At 34.3% G+C, this 19,480-nt stretch carries 20 protein-coding genes and 1 pseudogene; 5 read left to right on the plus strand and 16 right to left on the minus strand.

The window, feature by feature from the left end:
• Positions 1-23: 23 nt before the first annotated feature.
• Entirely contained in the window at positions 24-428 is a 405-nt protein-coding gene (locus FHY60_RS12680) for a DUF6762 family protein (protein WP_139905389.1), read from the minus strand.
• Positions 429-515: 87 nt separating this feature from the next.
• On the opposite strand from FHY60_RS12680, the gene FHY60_RS12685 reads away from it, so the two are divergent.
• Entirely contained in the window at positions 516-833 is a 318-nt protein-coding gene (locus tag FHY60_RS12685; RefSeq protein WP_139905390.1) for a hypothetical protein, read from the plus strand.
• On the opposite strand, the gene FHY60_RS12690 is transcribed toward FHY60_RS12685, so the two are convergent.
• Together FHY60_RS12690 and FHY60_RS12695 are read right to left on the minus strand one after the other, a co-directional pair.
• The gene (locus FHY60_RS12690) at positions 826-1,251 is read right to left on the minus strand and encodes a Fur family transcriptional regulator (protein ID WP_139905391.1); all 426 of its coding nucleotides are present in this window, start codon (positions 1,249-1,251) and stop codon (positions 826-828) included. The two genes, FHY60_RS12685 and FHY60_RS12690, sit on opposite strands and share 8 nt — an antisense overlap.
• A gap of 190 nt (positions 1,252-1,441) precedes the next feature.
• Positions 1,442-1,996 (minus strand): manganese efflux pump, encoded by a 555-nt coding sequence (locus tag FHY60_RS12695; RefSeq protein WP_139905392.1) that lies wholly within the window; start codon positions 1,994-1,996, stop codon positions 1,442-1,444.
• A 266-nt stretch (positions 1,997-2,262) separates the two neighbouring features.
• On the opposite strand from FHY60_RS12695, the gene FHY60_RS12700 reads away from it, so the two are divergent.
• Positions 2,263-3,504: a 6-phosphofructokinase gene (locus FHY60_RS12700; RefSeq protein WP_139905393.1), complete on the plus strand. Its 1,242-nt coding sequence runs from the start codon at positions 2,263-2,265 to the stop codon at positions 3,502-3,504.
• A gap of 157 nt (positions 3,505-3,661) precedes the next feature.
• On the opposite strand, the gene FHY60_RS12705 is transcribed toward FHY60_RS12700, so the two are convergent.
• Positions 3,662-5,749: a sodium-translocating pyrophosphatase gene (locus FHY60_RS12705; protein WP_139905394.1), complete on the minus strand. Its 2,088-nt coding sequence runs from the start codon at positions 5,747-5,749 to the stop codon at positions 3,662-3,664.
• Between the two features lie 509 nt (positions 5,750-6,258).
• On the opposite strand from FHY60_RS12705, the gene FHY60_RS12710 reads away from it, so the two are divergent.
• The gene (locus tag FHY60_RS12710; RefSeq protein WP_139905395.1) at positions 6,259-6,924 is read left to right on the plus strand and encodes a hypothetical protein; all 666 of its coding nucleotides are present in this window, start codon (positions 6,259-6,261) and stop codon (positions 6,922-6,924) included.
• 123 nt (positions 6,925-7,047) lie between these two features.
• Here FHY60_RS12710 and FHY60_RS12715 read toward each other — a convergent pair whose 3' ends face one another.
• Positions 7,048-8,346 (minus strand): aminotransferase class V-fold PLP-dependent enzyme, encoded by a 1,299-nt coding sequence (locus tag FHY60_RS12715; RefSeq protein ID WP_139905396.1) that lies wholly within the window; start codon positions 8,344-8,346, stop codon positions 7,048-7,050.
• Between the two features lie 386 nt (positions 8,347-8,732).
• Between FHY60_RS12715 and FHY60_RS12720 the strand changes: the two genes are divergently transcribed.
• On the plus strand, positions 8,733-9,371 hold the full coding sequence (locus tag FHY60_RS12720) for a DUF4397 domain-containing protein (protein WP_243122149.1): 639 nt from the start codon (positions 8,733-8,735) through the stop codon (positions 9,369-9,371).
• Between the two features lie 120 nt (positions 9,372-9,491).
• Positions 9,492-10,418, plus strand: coding sequence for a transposase (locus FHY60_RS12725; RefSeq protein ID WP_139905398.1), 927 nt, complete (start codon positions 9,492-9,494; stop codon positions 10,416-10,418).
• 203 nt (positions 10,419-10,621) lie between these two features.
• Here FHY60_RS12725 and FHY60_RS12730 read toward each other — a convergent pair whose 3' ends face one another.
• From FHY60_RS12730 to FHY60_RS12775, 11 genes and pseudogenes are all read right to left on the minus strand, one after another.
• Complete coding sequence (locus FHY60_RS12730) at positions 10,622-10,930, minus strand: ATP-binding cassette domain-containing protein (RefSeq protein ID WP_139905399.1); 309 nt, start codon at positions 10,928-10,930, stop codon at positions 10,622-10,624.
• The gene (locus FHY60_RS17980) at positions 10,930-11,079 is read right to left on the minus strand and encodes a hypothetical protein (RefSeq protein ID WP_163216010.1); all 150 of its coding nucleotides are present in this window, start codon (positions 11,077-11,079) and stop codon (positions 10,930-10,932) included. The genes FHY60_RS12730 and FHY60_RS17980 overlap by 1 nt, the downstream gene beginning before the upstream one ends.
• A gap of 239 nt (positions 11,080-11,318) precedes the next feature.
• Positions 11,319-11,615, minus strand: coding sequence for a hypothetical protein (locus FHY60_RS12735; RefSeq protein WP_139905400.1), 297 nt, complete (start codon positions 11,613-11,615; stop codon positions 11,319-11,321).
• A 276-nt stretch (positions 11,616-11,891) separates the two neighbouring features.
• On the minus strand, positions 11,892-12,536 hold the full coding sequence (gene trmB, locus FHY60_RS12740) for a tRNA (guanosine(46)-N7)-methyltransferase TrmB (RefSeq protein WP_139905401.1): 645 nt from the start codon (positions 12,534-12,536) through the stop codon (positions 11,892-11,894).
• Between the two features lie 180 nt (positions 12,537-12,716).
• Complete coding sequence (locus FHY60_RS12745; protein WP_139905402.1) at positions 12,717-13,862, minus strand: ABC transporter permease; 1,146 nt, start codon at positions 13,860-13,862, stop codon at positions 12,717-12,719.
• On the minus strand, positions 13,862-14,980 hold the full coding sequence (locus FHY60_RS12750) for an ABC transporter permease (protein WP_139905403.1): 1,119 nt from the start codon (positions 14,978-14,980) through the stop codon (positions 13,862-13,864). The genes FHY60_RS12745 and FHY60_RS12750 overlap by 1 nt, the downstream gene beginning before the upstream one ends.
• A gap of 15 nt (positions 14,981-14,995) precedes the next feature.
• Positions 14,996-15,929: pseudogene (locus FHY60_RS12755) on the minus strand (ABC transporter ATP-binding protein).
• Positions 15,930-16,028: 99 nt separating this feature from the next.
• Positions 16,029-16,661 carry a response regulator gene (locus tag FHY60_RS12760; protein ID WP_139905404.1) on the minus strand — a complete coding sequence of 211 codons (633 nt, stop codon included), beginning with the start codon at positions 16,659-16,661 and terminating at the stop codon, positions 16,029-16,031.
• Positions 16,662-16,676: 15 nt separating this feature from the next.
• Entirely contained in the window at positions 16,677-17,786 is a 1,110-nt protein-coding gene (locus FHY60_RS12765) for a sensor histidine kinase (RefSeq protein WP_139905405.1), read from the minus strand.
• A 28-nt stretch (positions 17,787-17,814) separates the two neighbouring features.
• Positions 17,815-18,462 carry a site-2 protease family protein gene (locus FHY60_RS12770; RefSeq protein ID WP_139905406.1) on the minus strand — a complete coding sequence of 216 codons (648 nt, stop codon included), beginning with the start codon at positions 18,460-18,462 and terminating at the stop codon, positions 17,815-17,817.
• Positions 18,459-19,472 carry a hypothetical protein gene (locus tag FHY60_RS12775; protein ID WP_139905407.1) on the minus strand — a complete coding sequence of 338 codons (1,014 nt, stop codon included), beginning with the start codon at positions 19,470-19,472 and terminating at the stop codon, positions 18,459-18,461. Before FHY60_RS12775 ends, FHY60_RS12770 begins: the two co-directional genes overlap by 4 nt.
• Positions 19,473-19,480: the final 8 nt, after the last annotated feature.

Here is a 19,480-nt window from a genome sequence, read left to right on the forward strand (position 1 = left end):
TATACTATTATTTAATGTGTGATTTATTCTTCTTTGTATTCCTCTTCTCTTCCTTTTATTGCTTCCATGGTGCCTTCTATACCTTCTTTTATTAATCTGCATAATATAGCAAGTTTTGATTCCATATCTACATAATCATCCACAAATTCAAACTTAATGAGCCATGTAGGATTATATTCATCATCTATAAACTCGATGTGGAAGCCGTTGTCCTCAAAACTATCTTCAGGAAAATTATCATATATGGCTGAGTATTCCCAATCCTCTACATCCTTTGCAGTATCAAAATAAATATGTACAATGTTATCCTGGCAGAAGGTCTTAGTGATATATTCAGCACCATCTTCTACCTTATAACTTCCAAGCTCCTTCGTGAGCATACCGGTTTCTTTATCCTTTTCCATAATAACTATTGATGAAAAATCCAAGTTATATCCTCTCCTTAATCAATATTTTGTCTTTTATGAATATATATTAAATATAGTTATCAATACAATCTTTAACCGGAGGTATCCATGAAAAAATTCATACCTGCAGTTATTATAATTACTCTTATTATTGTAATTTCTACCCTCTATTATAATTATGATACTTATAAAAAAAAGGATTTAACCTATGTAATAGAGCAAAGACTAACTAAAGGTATTTTCAACAGATATAAACTTAGCTCTATATCTACATATGAGTTAAACTACTCAGATGAAATACTGGCTATAGTACTGGTAAATGGAATAAAAAGTAAAGCACCCAACACTACCATAACCTATAAGGTGCTTTTAGAAAAACGTTCTAATGGCTCCTGGAAAGTTAAAGATATTTATACCATCAGATGATCTGTTTATTGACTTTTTTGCACTTTTCGCAAATACCCTTGATGCGCAATTCGTGCTCCATCATTGTAAAGCCAGTTTTTGTTTTAATAATTTCCTCCAGCATTTTAACAGGACAGTCCAGTTCGATGGACTTATGGCACAAACTACATTCTATTGTGTGCTTATGGTGTTCCTTTTTTATGGAATAACTATATCTTCTATCTCCCAGATCAAATTTTTCAACAATTCCGGTATCTTGAAAAACCTCAAGGGTCCTGTATACCGTGGATAAATTTATACTGTTGTCTCTTTCAACACATTTGTCATATATATACTCTGCACTTAACGCAGCATCAGCATCATTTAGGATCTCAAAAATAACCTTTCTTGCTAAGGTTATTTTTAATTTTTTGCTCTTTAATATTTCAAAGTTAGTCATAGTTAATCACCTTTACATATTCATTAAGAACATTATAACACAAAAAAATATGCTTACAAAAGTTTAGAAGCATATTAAATTTCTCAAATATTTTATATGGTAAGTTGATACAGTTGAAGTAGCTAACTTTGTCTAACTTATATATACAATTATGGATATATTTAAACCCTATGAACCCTGAATTACTGGATCATCCCATAAATATCATTCGCAGGCCGAAAATTATCAGTATTATTCCCCCAATATAATCTGCGTATCTTGCCACCAGTGAAATTTTATTTAGATATCTTGATATAATAAAAGCTGTAACACTTATTACAAAGGTAACAAGGCCAATTATCACGGTATATAGTAGGGTATTTTGAAAACTAACCATAGATCCAAACATGGTAAATCCAACCACTAAGGCATCTATGCTCACCGATGCCCCTAAGATTATGTACATTTTCCCAGTAAAAAGCAAACATTCTTGCTTTTCTTCAAATCCTTCCTTAACCATTAAAACTCCAACAATAAGTATTATTATACCACCAAATAAATGAGGTAGTGCTTTAATGTTATTGGTGAAATATATTCCTGCGTAACTCCCTACGAAGGAAAATAGAAATTGAAAAAAGCCAAAGGATAGGCAAAATATGAACTTATTCTTTAGTTTTACCCCTGGATTCAGTCCAATACTCAGAGCTACTCCAAAGGCATCCAAAGACAAGGCCAGAGCTATTAATGATAGGCTATAATATGTCACAGCAGCACAACCTTTCGAAATATCAATTTAATCACTTATTTAATCATAATAAATTTATATGCTGATAAAGTTTTTTTATTATATCTGAAAATATATAATTTAAAAGTTTTATTCTCCGAGAAATTAGTATAGTACATTTAGTTATTTTGTGTCGTTATATATATTTTTTCGTAAATATACTATACTTTTTGATTATTTTATGTATAATAATTAATGTGTTAAAAATTAAACTTATTTAATAAAATATTATCCTCGGAGGTTAAACAATGCGAAGATGTCTGATTGCTCAATCCGGTGGGCCAACTCCGGTTATTAATGCCAGTGTTGCCGGAGTTTTGATGGAGAATAAGCTCAATGGTTACTTTGACGAAATATATGGTGGTATAAACGGCATAGAGGGGATATTAAAAGAAAGATTGGTTGATCTTTCTGATATGGATGAAAATGCTATTAACAATTTAAAATATACTCCCTCTTCTGGTCTTGGTTCTTGCAGGTATAGGCTAAAATCCACTGGCGAATCTCCGGAAGAATATGAAAGATTTTTTAAGATATTGGACAAGTATCAGATTGACACCTTCTTTTATGTTGGTGGTAACGACTCCATGGACACTGTAAGCAAATTAAGCGGGTATGCTAAAGAGCATTCCATTGATAAAAAAATTCTTGGTATCCCAAAAACTATTGATAATGATTTGGTAATTACCGACCACTGCCCAGGCTTTGGAAGTGCAGCCAGGTTAATTGCCACTACAACTCTGGAGACTTACTTAGACTCAACAGTTTATTCCAACAACGGTATTTTTATATTGGAGACAATGGGCAGAGACACCGGTTGGCTTGCAGCCAGTTCTGTGTTAGCCACCATCAATGATAAACCAGTTGTAGACTTTATATATCTGCCTGAAAGAGCCTTTGACAAGAAGGCCTTCTTGAAGGATGTACAAAGGGTTTACAAGGAAAAGAAGCATGCTTATATCGTTGTCTCAGAGGGTTTAAAGGATTCTGAGGGCAAATATCTTTCTGAAATAGTACCTCATGGTGGTCACGATAATTTTGGACATGCTCAACTGGGTGGAGTTGCAGGTTACTTAAAATCCTTGATTATAGATTCCGGTATAACTTCAAGAGTAAAAACTCTTGAGTTAGGAGTTATACAGCGTTGTGGCATGCATATGGTTTCCAGTGTTGATATTGAGGAAGCATTTAGCGCCGGTAAAGCTGCAGTAAACTATGCTGTGGAAGGCTTTAGCGGCTATATGATTGGAGTAAGGCGTACCAATGACTTGCCATATGAATACGACTTTTTCCTGATAGACGCTTCAGAGGTATGCAATAAGATAAAGCATTTCCCCCTAGAGTGGATTTCAGCTTCCGGAAACTTTGTTACTGCAGAAGCTGTAGAATATTTACGTCCCCTAATCTATGGTGATAATTCTATCGAAATCAACGCTGTGGGCTTGCCAGTGTACTATAGCATAGATAAGAATAATCTTGTTACTAAATAGCAGTTCCTTTGAAGGCATCACTTGCTTTCATTTTGATACACATTTGTCCCAAGTAAAAGAGTTCAAAGCATAGGCCTTGAACTCTTTTACTCTTATTCTAAATTTATAGCTTCACATAAAAAATTCGGAGACTTTATATCTCCGAATTTTATTATCTTTAGAATATATGGAAGTTAACTACTAATGCAGCAAATACTATTGATACCATGGATAGTAACTTTATAAGTATATTGATAGCTGGCCCGGAAGTATCTTTGAATGGATCACCTACGGTGTCTCCAACTACTGCTGCCTTGTGGCAATCAGAACCCTTACCATTGAAGTTTCCTGCTTCGATATGCTTCTTAGCATTGTCCCAGGCTCCACCGGAGTTTGCCATCATAACTGCCAATACAAAACCGGAAATAGTAGCTCCTGCAAGTAGTCCACCGACTCCTTCTACACCAAGCAATACACCAATCAGTATTGGTATAATAATTGCCAAAAGTGCAGGTGCAAGCATTTCTTTCTGAGCAGCTTTTGTGCATATATCAACGCAGGTTGCATAGTCTGCCTCTGCTTTTCCTTCCATAAGTCCTTTTATTTCCTTAAACTGCCTTCTTACCTCAACAACGATCTTCTGTGCAGCCTTACCTACAGCATCCATAGTCAATGCTGCAAATACAAATGGAACTGCTGCACCTACGAATAGACCTATTAATACCTTTGGATCAAGTATTGAGAAGCTTAAATCAACACTCTTTCCAGCCTTTTCAGCTACTTCTAACACCTTATCTCTGTAAGAAGCTATAAGTGCAAGAGCTGTTAAAGCAGCGGATCCTATAGCAAAGCCCTTACCTGTAGCAGCTGTAGTGTTTCCTAAAGAATCCAAAGCATCTGTTCTTTCTCTGACTTCAGGCTTTTGATGGGTCATTTCTGCTATACCACCGGCATTGTCCGCAACAGGTCCATAAGCATCCGTAGCAAGAGTGATACCAAGGGTGCTAAGCATACCAACAGCTGCAACACCTATACCATAAAGTCCCATACTAGCATCATTTGCTCCACCAGCAAAGAAGTAACTTGCCAGAATAGCTACAGCAACGATTGCTACAGGTACTATTGTAGACAACATACCTAAAGATAAACCGCCGATTATTATTGTAGCTGGTCCGGTTTGTGAAGTTGATGCCAGCTTTCTAGTTGGCTTGTAGGTATCTGATGTAAAGTATTCTGTAGAGATACCAATAAGTATTCCTGCTGCAAGTCCACTTAGTATTGAGAAGTATACCCCTATTCTATCCATTCCCAGAACTCCTCTTACTAAGAAGAAGGATACTACAGCTATTATTAAACCACTTATGTTTGTACCTCTTCTTAAGGCTGCAAGAAGAACCTTTTGCTCAGCCTTTTCACCGGACTTAACGAAGAAAGTACCAATAACAGAAGCTAGTACACCAACTGCAGCCATAATCATTGGTATAGCAACACCTTCTACCCCAAGCTTAGCTGCAACGGCAAGAGCGGCGCTGGAAACTATAGATCCAACATAGGATTCGTACAAGTCTGCTCCCATACCTGCAACGTCCCCAACATTATCTCCTACGTTATCAGCAATAACTGCTGGGTTTCTTGGGTCATCTTCCGGAATACCGGCTTCAACTTTACCAACCAAGTCTGCTCCAACGTCTGCCGCCTTTGTGAAGATACCTCCACCAACACGGGCAAACAAGGCCATGGAGCTAGCACCCATACCAAAGGTAATCATAGCGCTGGTTATTTCAGCTATATGTCCTGGGCCATAATACCAATTTAATAAGTAATACCAAATACTAATATCCAGTAATCCCAAGCCTACTACTGTTAAGCCCATAACTGCACCACTGGAAAAAGCTACTCTTAGACCACGGTTTAAGCCGGCTTTTGCAGCATTGGTTGTCCTAGCATTTGCAGCAGTGGCTATTTTCATTCCAACAAAGCCTGATAGTCCTGAGAAAAAGCCTCCGGATAAAAAGGCAAAAGGAACGAAGAAGGTTAATAGATCAGCAAAGGCCATTATTAGAAGTATAACAAACATTACCGCAAAGAATATACCTACACCTGTATATTGCCTCTTTAAATACGCATTGGCACCTTTTCTTATTGCCAAAGCAATTTTTTTCATTTCCTCGGTTCCTTCGCTCTCCTTAAGTACGCTTTTTGCAAGATATACTGCAAAAAGTAACGCAATTATAGATCCGATCGGTGCTAGAATTAATAAATCCATGATAAACCCTCCCTAATATTGTTTATTGCATATAAGTACAAATTAATTGTACTTGATAAATTTGGGAATCACAACGTTTCCATAAACTCTTTTATGTCCAAAATGGCACTAATAACAGCTAAATTTTGATATTTCTAAATAGTTGTCCAACTTTTCTTAAAATTGCAACTTATATTTCTATTCTGAATAATGCAGTTAACGCCATTATTACCTCTGTTATATAACAGTTCCTAAAATAAATGTACCTAAATAAGCGCTGTTCTATCACATTCTTCATGCTCAAACCCATATTAATTTATCTTAATATTAATTTATAATTTACAATCTGGTAATAAAAAAAACTATTTACTATTTATTCAACAATTAATTATAATAAAAATATGGCATTGATGTGGTTCAATTTTTTACATGAAAAATTCATTAATGATTTAAAGTTTCAAAATGTGCTATCGGCCCACTAGTACAACATAGTATTATAATGCAATAAACTTATAATGGAGGTTATTTATATGGATATCGATAAGGATAAATTAGCGGCAAAAGAACTAGCATCTAAGTTAACAAAAAAGCAAAAAGCAGAGTATATATGGCAATATTATAAGTTGCATATTATAGTTGCTTTGTTTGTTATAATATGCATTATCAGCCTGGTTGTAGGAAAGATTAATGAAAAGGATAATCTTCTAAATGTTACAGTGTATGGGGCTGGTATAAATATAGACAACTTTGAGAAACTTTCGGAAAAAGCTTATGAAGAATTGATTGACGACAAACATAAAACTGATATGTTGATGTCTTTTGAAAATAGCTCTGGTGCAACCTCATATATGTCTAATCAAAAGATTACAGTGCAGATGGCCGCTGGTGAGTTGGATGTATTGATCCTTTCAAAGTCGGAATTTGAGCTGCTTGCATCCAATGGTGCTTTTATAGATATAAATGAACTGTCTGGTTTATTTTCAGAGACTTCTGAGAAGCTGAACTATGTGCTATATAAAGTTCCAGAGGCTGACACTACTGAAAAAGCCTACGGTATTGACTTGAGCAATTTTGCTATTTTTGATGAATTACAATATTCCGAGAAAGATCCGGTGCTAACAGTATTATCTAACAGTGAGAGAAAAGAGATGGCAGCTAAATTCATTGAATGGCTTTATAATCAAAAGTCATTATAATTTAGATTCTGTTATGCTCACTTTATACATTTTTTATAAGGCTATTATAAAACAAGCTATAATAGACTATAAGGTTATAATAAAACAAATCCTTTTTTTCAGATTTGTTTTATTATAACCTTTTTAATTACTTTTTATGATTCTTCTCAATTCACTTACCAACCTATCAACTTCTTTAGGCGTATTATATAAGCCAAAGCTCACTCTCACCATTCCAGGTTTTTTGTCATCTGGAAGTTTTTTGTAATATTTTATTTCCTGATCTGTTAATTTCAAAAGCCTCTGTATATAGGGCTGGGCACAAAAGCAACCATTTCTCACTCCAATCCCACTATCCTCGGAAAGAGCCTTAGCAATTTCTATATGTGGAATTCCCATAACAACAAAGGGAATAATACCTACCCTTTCAACGCAGCCATCATCGCAGCCATACAGCTTAAGAAATGGTAGCTGTTTTAACTTACTTAGGGTATAATCCATTAAGAGTTTTTCATTTTTTTTGATTTTGTCCATGCCTATTTTAGTTAATTGTTCAATGGCTGCTACAAGAGCTACCACTCCGATAATATTGGGACTTCCTGCTTCCTCCTTGGCCGGTGGATCATCCCAATATATATTTTTTCTCGTAACCACATGAACCGTCCCTCCACCCTTATATTCCGGTGCTCCATACTCAAAGCTCTTCTTAGGTCCAACAATTGCTCCGATACCGAAGGGGGCATACATTTTGTGGGCTGAAAATACCAGATAATCGATATGTTCCTCACTGTTGTCGCTCTTCATATCAATAGGAACATGGGGAACCAATTGTGCACCGTCTACGATAATCTTTGCTCCATGCTTATGCGCCAGCGTGGCGATTTTGTGAATGTCATTAATATAACCTGTAACATTTGAGGCTCCAGTAACTGTAACTAGCTTTACACGACCTCTGTACTTTCTCAACTTTTGTTCTAGATCTTCTAGTGATAACCTTCCTTCTTCATCAATTTCTACATAATCTACTATGCACTTATCTCGCCAAGGCAAATCGTTGGAGTGATGCTCCATCCATGTTGAAAGTACTACCCAATTTTTATCTTGTATCAGCCTATAAGAAAGCTTATTTAAACCTTCCGTTGCATTCTTTACAAATATTACAGTATTACTTTTCTCCTCAGCACCAACAAATTTTAAAACCTTAGCTCTGGCTTCCTCATATATTCTTGAAGATACCATCGACTTATATCCCATTCCTCTATGAATGGAGGAATACCAAGGGCAAAAACGGATTACAGAATTAACCACAGAAACAAATGGAGGCGTAGTTGCAGCATTATCAAAATTGATATACTTAACATACATGTCTCCTCTAACAGGTACTTCCTTATCTAACCCTACGATAAGCTTTCTGTATTGTTTGTTTAATTGCGCGGTACTCATTACACTCCACCTCTTAATTATTCTATTAAGGGACGGTTCATTCTGTGATAACTTGTTTCGACTTTAGGATACATACTTTCCTCATTAATTTCTTAGACTTGTATTTAGTGATTATATATTTTTTCATTTTATAGACACATCAATGACTTTATTAAATAACCCAAAACATTTCACAATTTCCATTTGATGTTCATATTATGTTAATGGAGTGCTTTTAATCTGTATTTTTAGCAAAGTTTTATCCCCCTTCTCTTTCATAGCCTCATTTTGTAGATAAAGAAGAGATAACATCTCGTTGTATATCTAATTTCAATCTATGTTTTCATATGCTTTATTAAAATTCAAAAGGAGTGGATATTATGTTCTATTGCCCTTACCAAAATTTTATGAGGGAAGCCGTACCTAAGGCCTTACCAACATATTATAGGTTATTAAATGCTATGCCAGATGCACCTGCTATTGATGTATATATCAATGGAAAGCTTACTGCATCAAACCTAAGATACGCAAACTTTACAAACTATTTTCAAACCCCAGGAGGGATTTACGAGATTAAGGTATATCCTGCTGGAAAAAAGACACCTATTCTAATCGAGACAAACCTACAACTAATGCCAAATTCAATCCACACTATTGCAGCAGTGCCTAATGGGGACGGTTCATTATTACCCATCTTAGAACCACTTTCTGGGCCAACTCCTGGTTATTCAATGGTTAGGTTTGCTCATCTTTCTTCAGAAGCACCAGCTGTTGATATAATCTTACCAGATGGTAAAATACTATTTAGTGATGTTGAATTTAAAGAAGTTACAGGCTATATACCTGTTCCAGCAGGTAATTATACAATACAAGCCAAAATAAGTGAAACTAATAACATCATTTTAATAGTTCCTAACATTAAACTGCAGCCAAATAAGATATATACTGTTTATGTTGTGGGAAAACCTCAAGGTACTCCTCCGCTTCAAGTACTTATTCCTTTGGATGGTTCAACTTATCTAAGGGATGACCATATTGGATATTAAGATTAAAAGTTGCTTAGCTTAATGGGGGACGGTTCATGAACATAAGGATGTTATATTCATGAACCGTCCCCTGTTTATTTTTTCGGCTAGCGGCAATAATTAAACTGAGGAGTGATAAAAATGCCAAGATGCGCAAGAGTTAAAAGCAATGAATATACCTACCATATTATCTGCCGTTCTATATCTGAAATAGATTTATTTCGTGATAACGATGATAAAGTTAGATACATGGAACTTATAAAGAAATATCAAACAATTTTCAATTTTAAAATATATGCTTATTGTTTAATGGATAATCATTTGCACATACTTCTTTTTTCCAATGGCTCTGATATTTCAAAGATTATGCATGGAATAAATCAAAGCTATTCCCAATATTATAACCACAAATATGCCAGACATGGTCATGTTTTTCAAGACAGATTTAAAAGTAAAGTTGTGGATAATGATCGATATATGTTTGTTTTATCGCTTTACATTCATAATAATGCCAAAGACCTAAAAGGTATTAAATCTATATATAAATACGAATTTTCATCTTTGCCTGTTTACCTTGGATTATCAAAAGACAGATATAACATTCTAGATCCTTCAGTAATTCTGACAAGGTTGAGCAAAGACAAGTTTAAAGCAATTAGTAGATACACCCTACTTGTAAATACTTTTAAACCATCTGAAGAAAATGTTGACAATTCTGAAGAATTTGATTATGAAATATATAATAATATCATTGAGTATAGAAGTGAAAAAGTTAAGGTAATTCAAGATATTGATAAACATAAAGTTATCGAATATTTATCAGAATTATTTTCAATGGACGCTTTTAATCTCCGTATAAAACATTTAAAATCTAATACTACATATAAAGCCTTGACTGTGATAATGCTCCGTGGCCTCTGTGATATGACCATTAAAGAAATTTGTGAATACCTAGGAGATGTCACCCAATCTCATATCTCAAAACTGTGTTCTAAGGGATATGAACTTATAAACTCAAAGTATCAGTATATAATTAAGAATTTCATAGTTATGCATACTCCTGCGTAATATACAAATATAAAATGGCTTTGGTGTAATCGAAAATATAGCCCTTTACAAAATAACTATTAATTTTAAATTTTTTATAATTTTTATACACTTTAAATTTATATGCTAATTGTACAAGCCCTACTTACCATATTATAGCCTCATTCCTCAATTAACCTATATTATCTAATATAGATCTTCATATAAAAAAGGAAAAGCTTTATTCAGCAATTCATTTTTCTACAATATACTTCATTATGCCTTATTTCAATGATATTTCTAGGATCAAGACCTACAGTTATCTCATCTAGAATAATTATTTGTGTATCCCATATAATTATTTGAGCAAGGCCAATTATCTGCTTATCCAACTTTGCTAGGTTTCTTGTAAGTCTATCGTTTACTTGCATGATATTAACTAATTCCATGATTTTATCAAGACTTGGCTTAACTTCATTAGATTTTCCTTTTTTAAGTTTTGAAATAACCTTTAAATACTTATAGATAGTCAATTCCATGTAAAGTGTAGGCATTACAGATAAAGAACTACTTTTTTCTTCACCGTTTTCGGCTTGTCTAATATATCAATATCCTCAAGCTCTACGGTACCTTCATGTGTTGACATGTATCCAGTTAAAATATTCATAGTAATAAACTTTCCAGTACCGTTCAGCTCCATCATCTCTAAGATTTCTCATTTATTTTACTATTAATTCAAATTACATAGGTCAGAGTATTATCCATATCTTAGTGACATTTTCAATCTGTATCACTTATTCACACCCCAATATAATTAATTTTACGAATAGCCTAATTTATTCCAATGAATTTGTTAAATTTCTATTCCGCATAAAAAAATACAGCTTAGTTCACTATGAAGGGGGAAATCATAGTAAACTAAGCTGTATCCTAATATCTATATTAATTTAATTCCTCGTATTCTACATCTACAATACTAGACTTATAGTTAGTATAATAATTGAAATTCACTTTTTCACTCTCAATGGATTCAAATTCATTGTTTGATTTCTTCCAACTTCTTGTTTGCTTATGTTCATGAACCGTCCCCATTATTTTGCCTATTATCCACTTTATTGCCCATATAATAAATATAACAGGAACAGCATAAACCAACACTTGAAACACTGCACCAAGTAACAACACTGGTCCCAAAGCAATAGCTATATAAGTAACTATATCTTTAAATTTATATGTCATGCTATTTTACATCCTTTCTTTCTTTAAATGGATATCACTTGTACCATTTTCAAAAATACTTATACGCAATATGCATCTTGTATGTATTTATTATAACATGTTCAATATAATACAGTATTAATTATTATTTAAGAAGGTATTAACAATTAATGAATTTTTTTAATTTACAGATTTTAGCTAACCTCTCCTAGTTTACTTGAAATAAAACAAACACATCAAAGTACTCACTGAGACTCTGACGTGTATATCATTGTTTATATCTATATTATAATAAGTTTATTCAGCAGCATTGAGTTCTGCAATTAAAAACATAGTCTTCATTCCCAATGAAGTAAATTTCTCCTCATATTCCGTAACTACATTTTCTTTAAATTCGCTTTTATGAAGATCATAGGTTATATACTTGATTGTAAATCCACTTTCCTCAAAATAAACTTGAGAATCCGTAAAAAGCCCTTCGTCATCAGTTTTAAACCAAATCTGAGAACCTGGTTTCAAAAAGCCTTTGTAGATATTCAGAAAATTATTGTGGGTTAGTCTTCTCTTATTATGTCTAAGCTTTGGCCAGGGATTACAAAAGTTTATATAGATCTTATCAACCTCATCCTTATCAAATAGTTCTCCCACCCAAGCTATATTCATAGGTATCAGCCTTACATTAGGCAATTCCTTTTCTGCTACCTTTCTAAGAGCATATATCAATACTTCATCCTTTAAGTCTATGCCTATATAATTTATTTCACTATGGTTTTCAGCCTTAGTAGTAATGAACCGTCCCCTACCACAGCCCAACTCCAAATGAAGGGGATTATCGTTGCCGAAAACTTCCTTCCACTTTCCCTTGAACTGTTTTGGTTCTGTGATTACATAATCACTACTCTCCATCTCAGGTCTTGCCCACCATTTTTTCCTTAGTCTCATTTTATATACCTCCGCAATATCTCTGTGCAGTTATAGATTTTTATATCACTAGTTGAAATTGAGTCTGCCTATGGGATATATATATTATACAATTTTCATAACAATTAATATAGTTATTTTATATAAAACTTATTATATATATCTCATTTTATATAAAACTTATTCTGTATAAAAGCTCCATTATATAAAGCTTCCCACAGATTTATTATTTTTAAATTTGTAAGCTGCGATGGTTGAGAACATTATTGCAAAGGCTATCAAAATTCCCAGATTTACTAGTATTTCATTTAAGCTGGATCCAGTCTGAAGGCTTTCTATAGCTTTGAGCGCCCACCGTTGAGGCATAAAATCTGATACTCTTTGTAACACCTGGGGCATAAAACTCACCGGCCAGAAGCAACCACCCAACATACAGGTTGGAGTAGTCACCAAGGTAGCAAGACTTGCCGATTGTGCCGTGCTCTGTGAGAAGGCAATTATCACCATTCCCATAGATATCGATACCAATCCGAAAAACAGAAGTACAATAACCAGATATAAAGTGCCAATTCCGGAATTCATATTTAAAACATGGTTTATGGTTATTGCCACTATGGCAGCCTGAATGGCTACTATAATTAAATTGGCTAAGGTATTTCCAAAAACTACAGCCTTGGAGCTCACCGGTGCAGTTTGTACTCTGTAGAAGGTTTTACCCTGCTTTTCCTTTATTATAAGACTTGAAGTTATTGTAGCGGCATACATCATGAACATAATCAGCATACCTAGAGATCTACTTGTAGTTTGCCTGCTTATGGATACATCCTCTACTTTTCCTATGCTTAGCTTAATGTTTCCATCCATGTATCCATCCAATATATTCCTGAATACCTCTCTTCTACCTTCTGAAGCTTTCCCTATAATCATTAAATTTTCAATAAACATATTTGTAAAGTTTTCTATCCATATGGTAGTGTCTTCGCCCTTGATAGTTTTCATACTTACCTTTGCCGATTTTCCCTTATAGAGTTTTTCACTGAAATCCGTTGGTATAATTATCACACAGTCAACCTTTTGAGACTGTACCAAATCATTTATCCCTTCTTCATTAACTTCAATAGCTTTAAATTTTTCTACCGCTGCTATATTTGATGCTAATTCACTGCCTAGCTTCCCTTGATCTTGATTATAAATCCCTATCCTGATGGTGCCGGAAGAGGCATTGCTAAAGAGAAACATCATAGCAAGAGTAATTGTTACTGGTATTATAATAAACAATATAATATTACTCTTTTTTCTGAATATAATTTTAAGGGTATTGGCTGCTATTAGGAAAATTTCTCTCATTACGCTTCCTCCTTTCTAAATAGCAGTACACAGAGGGTTATTGTAATAATTATTGATATAATATTTATTGCCAGTGTAGTTGAAACAGCGCTGTAATCATTATTATAGATTATATTGAGGATGGCTCTGTTAACCCATCTTATAGGTGATATATTTGCAACCTTTAGCAAGGCTTCACTGCCAATATCTTCGATATTCATATATCCACCGCCTAAAAACGCAAAAGCTGGTATTACAGTATTCAATATACCATTGGCGGCTGATTCTCTTTTGAACAAAAGGGCCACTGCTGCTCCCAGAGAAATAAAAGCCATTGTCTCTGTAATCAGAATTATAGCAACGGTTAAAATATCTTCTCCCCAATTTGCCTTTAATATAAATTTACTTGCTAGGATTACCATTGTTAACTGCAGAATTGTGGACACAATTGTTCCAAGCATTTTCCCTATCAGCAGCTTATTCTTCGTTATTGGTGCAATCAACAGCCGGTTTTCTGTTTTTCTTGTCTTTTCAGATAAAATTGAATTCATTCCTGCCATTGAACTATACATTATAATCAAGCTGACCATGGTTACGGCATAGTAGTCTATGGCTCTTGGTGCCTTTTTCTTGTCTAGAGTTGTTATTTCAACGGCATTCTCATTCTCTGAGCTAAGCACATACTGAGCGGCTTCCGGCTTATATTTTACAATCTCGCTCATAAGGTTAAATTTATCTATAAAAACCTTTAAACCCGACTCAACAATATTTGCTTCCAGGTCTAACTTTTCATTCTTATATATGATTATCTCATCATCTTTTAATACGACATAACAGGAGTACTTACCAGCTTTAATGCTGTCCAAAGCACTAGTTTCATCCAGAGTTTCTTCAAAAGTCATGCCATTTTCCTTAAGGGCTTCTACTAACTGCTTAAAACCTTCTGCAACTGCTTGTCGGGTCTCATTTTTGTAGAGCACCTTGGCTTTAATCTTTGTAATTTCACCCTCTCCAAAGATCCCTGAAAAGGCTGTACCTAAAATTATCATCAGCACCAATGCGAAAAGCGTCATTAGTAAAGTGCCCTTTATATCTCTAAAATTCTGCTTAATTTCCTTTAGCATTATGTTCAGCAGCATTTATACCTCCCCCCTTTAATCCCGGAGCTTTCTGCCGGTAAGAGTCAAGAACACAGTTTCTAAATCCGGCACCTTGCTTTCAACATTTTTGATAGCAATTTTTTTATTTGAAAGATAAAGTATGACCTTATCCAAATTATTTATTTCCTTATGTGAGTTTATCTTTATAATATTTTCATCTATAACTACACTCATAACTCCTTGAATTGCCTTTATCTCTTCTTCCTTTACTCTATCTGTAGAGTCAACAGTTATATAGAAGGAATTCTTGTCTGTAATAATTGCCTTCAGTTCTTCCTTAGTACCTTCTGCAATAAGCTTACCATGATCTATAATTCCTATTCTGCTGCATATCTCCTCTACTTCCTCCATATAATGGCTGGTATATATAACAGTACATCCCATAGAATTTAACTGTTTCACTGAGTGCAGTATATGGTTTCTCGATTGAGGATCTATGCCTACTGTAGGTTCGTCCATTATTATCAATCTGGGTCTGTGAGCTATGGCACAGGCTATATTCAGTCTTCTCTTCATACCACCAGAAAACTGTTTGGGAAATTCTTTTGCCTTTTCTGTAAGGCCTACAAAGCCTAAAGCCTGCATAACGCTTTGCTTAAGCGCCTGTCCTCTCATTCCATAAAGACTGGCAAAAAAGCTTACATTTTCATAGGCGGTTAAATCTTCATATAGCCAGGTCCTGTGGCACAATTCCAATATACTTCTTAATTTCATTGGAGTGCTTAGCCATATCCTTCTCAAAGATTTCGATTGAACCATTATCTTTGTTTAGTAATCCACTAATGATATTAATGGTTGTACTTTTTCCAGCTCCGTTCGGTCCCAAAAGTCCGTAGATTTCCCCTTCAAATATAGACAAAGTTAGATTATCTACTGCCACTAGGTCCTTGAATTTCTTTGTAAGTTTATTAATATTAACTATCTTCATAAATTCTTCCTCCCTAAAAACTATCTTTCATTAATCATATTATATAAAAAAATATGACCTCCCTATAGTAAAGAAAGTCATATTCTCCTATGACAAAAGTCATACTTTACCGCCTTTTAAGTAATAGATAGCTATTTGTGTTCTATGTTCAAGACCGGTTTTGTCCAATATTGAAGTAATATAATTTTTTACTGTTCCCTCTGATATAAAAAGCTTCTTTGCAATTTCCTTGTTGGATAAGCCTTCTGCCACCGCTTTGATTATATCTATTTCCCGTTCTGTAAAGTCCCTAAGATCAGGCTTAGAATCCTTCTGGTTCCTAAGCTCCTGCTTCATTTTGTCTAAAACAGCATCCTGCATAACGCTATTTCCGGAATATACTACCTTTATTGCTTCTTTAATTTTATCCGGAGTATTGTTCTTAAGCAGATAGCCTTTTGCTCCATTGTTAAGTGCATCCATGATGTAATCATCATGATCAAAAGTTGTCAGGATCAATACCCTTACATTTGTGGAAGTGGTTATTTCCCTTGTAGCTTGCACCCCATCCATTACCGGCATTTGGACGTCTATCAGTGCCACATCCACGGGGTTTTCCCTGCAAAACCTCACAGCCTCTTGTCCATTACTAACACAGGCTTCTACGGAGAACTCCTCATCCATACCCAAAATTATCTTTAAACTTTCCCTTATTAAAGGATCGTCATCCGCTATTAACAATTTTATTTTCATTTATCCTCACCTACATTAATTATTCGCAACAGGTATAAGCATTATTATTGAAAATCCTCTGCTTCCGTCCACTATAAATTTTCCCTTTAGGGCAGCACATCTGTCTTCCATTCCCTGAAGGCCTAAACCTTTTTTAATTGTCAAGACTCCTACCCCATTATCCCTGTATTCCACCTTCAATATTTTATTTAAAACTTCTATAGATATTACCATACTTAGTGCCTTGGAATATTTCACTGCATTAGTGAGTGCTTCCACCGCATTATCGTAAATGCAGCTCCATTGTTCCGTACTTATTTTATTTATATCTCCACCATAAGTAAGCTTTATATCCAAGGTACTCTTTCTTTTGAATTCATCAATAAACAGTTTCAGCTTATTTATGCCAATCTGTTCCCTTGGAGGCTTTATATTCCTTAGAGTAAATCTTATATCGTCCATACCGTTCCTGAGAGATTCAATAGCACTTTGCAATATGAACAGTGCCTTATCCTTGTCCTTATCCAAAAGCAGCTTCACCGCCTCTAGCTGCATGACACTGCCTGTTATAGCATGTCCTAGACTGTCATGTATTTCTTGGGCAATAATATTTCTTTCTTCCAACTGTTTTGCATATATCAACTGCCCTTTATATTCTTCCTCTATTATGGTTAACTTGCAAAGCTTATCTTTTTCTTGTCTCAAGGCATCTATTTGTTTATTCATATCTCTGAATCTATTTTCAGTCCTTAAGCATATATATATGATTATACAGCTTAGAGACGCTATCAATATGTAATTCTTTAATATCACCGCCTCCAAAGTAAAAGCAGGTATTAGAAGAAATAAAATTGAATAAAAAACAGATTTAAAATACAAGGCTGAAAGTTCCGATAGGTTGGGGATTAACAATAATATAAACACACTAGAAGTGTAGTATGACAAGTGTATACAAAGTACAATAGAAATTATCACTGCGACCAGTTTAATTAGCTCTGAATTTATCACATAAATTGCTACATTAATAGTGACATATATAACAAGCAGAGCCACAATAACTGCAGCCCTGTATCCTTTGCCTTCTATATACGATACTATACAGTAAATCAATATTATGAACTTATTGAATAGTATATAGTTATTCATAAACTAAAACCCTCATACTACTTTTCAACTAACCAAACAAAATACTAGTTACATTTATAAACTTTGAATATATAAAACCTGCTGGTACCCCAACTAGATAATCCGATAATGGAGTTGCCAGAAAAACTATCAGAATTAATAATTCGTATTTATAGATTTTATAGCTGATCCTATTGAATGTTGAAGGAAATAGGTCCGCCAGTACATGGTAACCATCCAAACCTGGTATCGGAAGTAGATTAAAAATAAACAATACAATATTTAAAAGAATAATATAATTTATTATTTGGCCAATTATATTAGCAATAATGGCATTGGGAATCACATCCCAGATATACTTGTAGTAAATAATCAAAATAGGCAAAAATACTATCGCAACTAGGATATTTGCTATAGGTCCTGCTAATGCTACCTTTAAATGATCCTTATAATAATTTCTAAGGGCAGAGGGATTTGTTTGTACCGGCTTTGCCCATCCAAAGCCAGCTACCAATATCATTAAAAAACCGATGGGATCAATATGGGCTATCGGATTAAAGGTCAGCCTTCCTTGGAATCTTGGAGTTTTATCTCCTAATTTATCTGCTACAATAGCGTGAGCATACTCATGAAAAGTAAATGCTATCAATAAGGCTGGTATTCGTAGTACTAAATTAAGTAATTTATCAGTAGTCATTTATTTTCCTCCTTGTTAAATTCTATTTTTCTAAGTTCATTATCCTTTGCCGTAAAGACTCCGCCTTTAAAAAACTCCATAAATTTACCAGAATAAGTGAAGACAGCTTTGCTTTTAAGCTCTGTAATCTTTCCTTCTAAGACATTATTGGCGTATATGTTTCCTTCCCCATCTATATAAATATCTTCAGCATCTATATCCTCTTCAACCTCCAAAGCAATCCAGTCATCCTCTGTACCTAACTGCTTATAATATATCTGCTTTTTACCTTCCAAGTCCATATCAAACAGATACAAATTGCCTAAAGAATCTACATCAATAATAGTTGAGGTTGGACTAATTAAATCTATAGGATTTTTATTGCCGGTGATATAATATTTTTTACTGGTTTTGTCCTGATATATAACTCTCTTTTCTTTGATCAGGTATGTCATGGTTCCGATATTTCTTGTAGTTGCGCTTAGCTTGCTTATTTCCTCTCCAACATAAAATAGGTCAGCTCTTCCCCCTCCATTAACCACTTTTAATACTAAATCCTCAGCCTCTCCAAAGTCTACAGCATCAATAACAATATCATGACCGAGCCAGCTTAGGTCCTTAAAATCTTCCTGCAAGCCTAAGTCAGCATCATAGATTGTAAGCTTAAGTTTTGCCGCCCCATTTGCAGTACTTTGCTCAGCCAAAATCATTTTATTACTGTCATTATACCATCTATATAGGCTTAGAGTTTGTCCATCTTTAAATTCTATCCTTTTTCTCATTGATGTTTCTATATCTATAATGTATAGTGTATCTTTTGAATAATATGAACAGTACTTTCCATCAAAGGAGGATTGAAATTCATGAATATTCTCCGGTATCAATATCTTCATTTCATCCTGAATAGTAGGGACTTCTGCCTTAAAAACACTTCTGGAACCAAGCATAAAGTTATTTATATAGATTAGTATTCCTAATTGGGCAATAATCGCAATAACTACAAATACACCTAACCTTTTTAAAGTCTTCATACAGTCCT

Origin of the sequence: Clostridium thermarum (assembly GCF_006351925.1) — a bacterium.
GTDB lineage: Bacteria > Bacillota > Clostridia > Clostridiales > Clostridiaceae > Clostridium_AU > Clostridium_AU thermarum.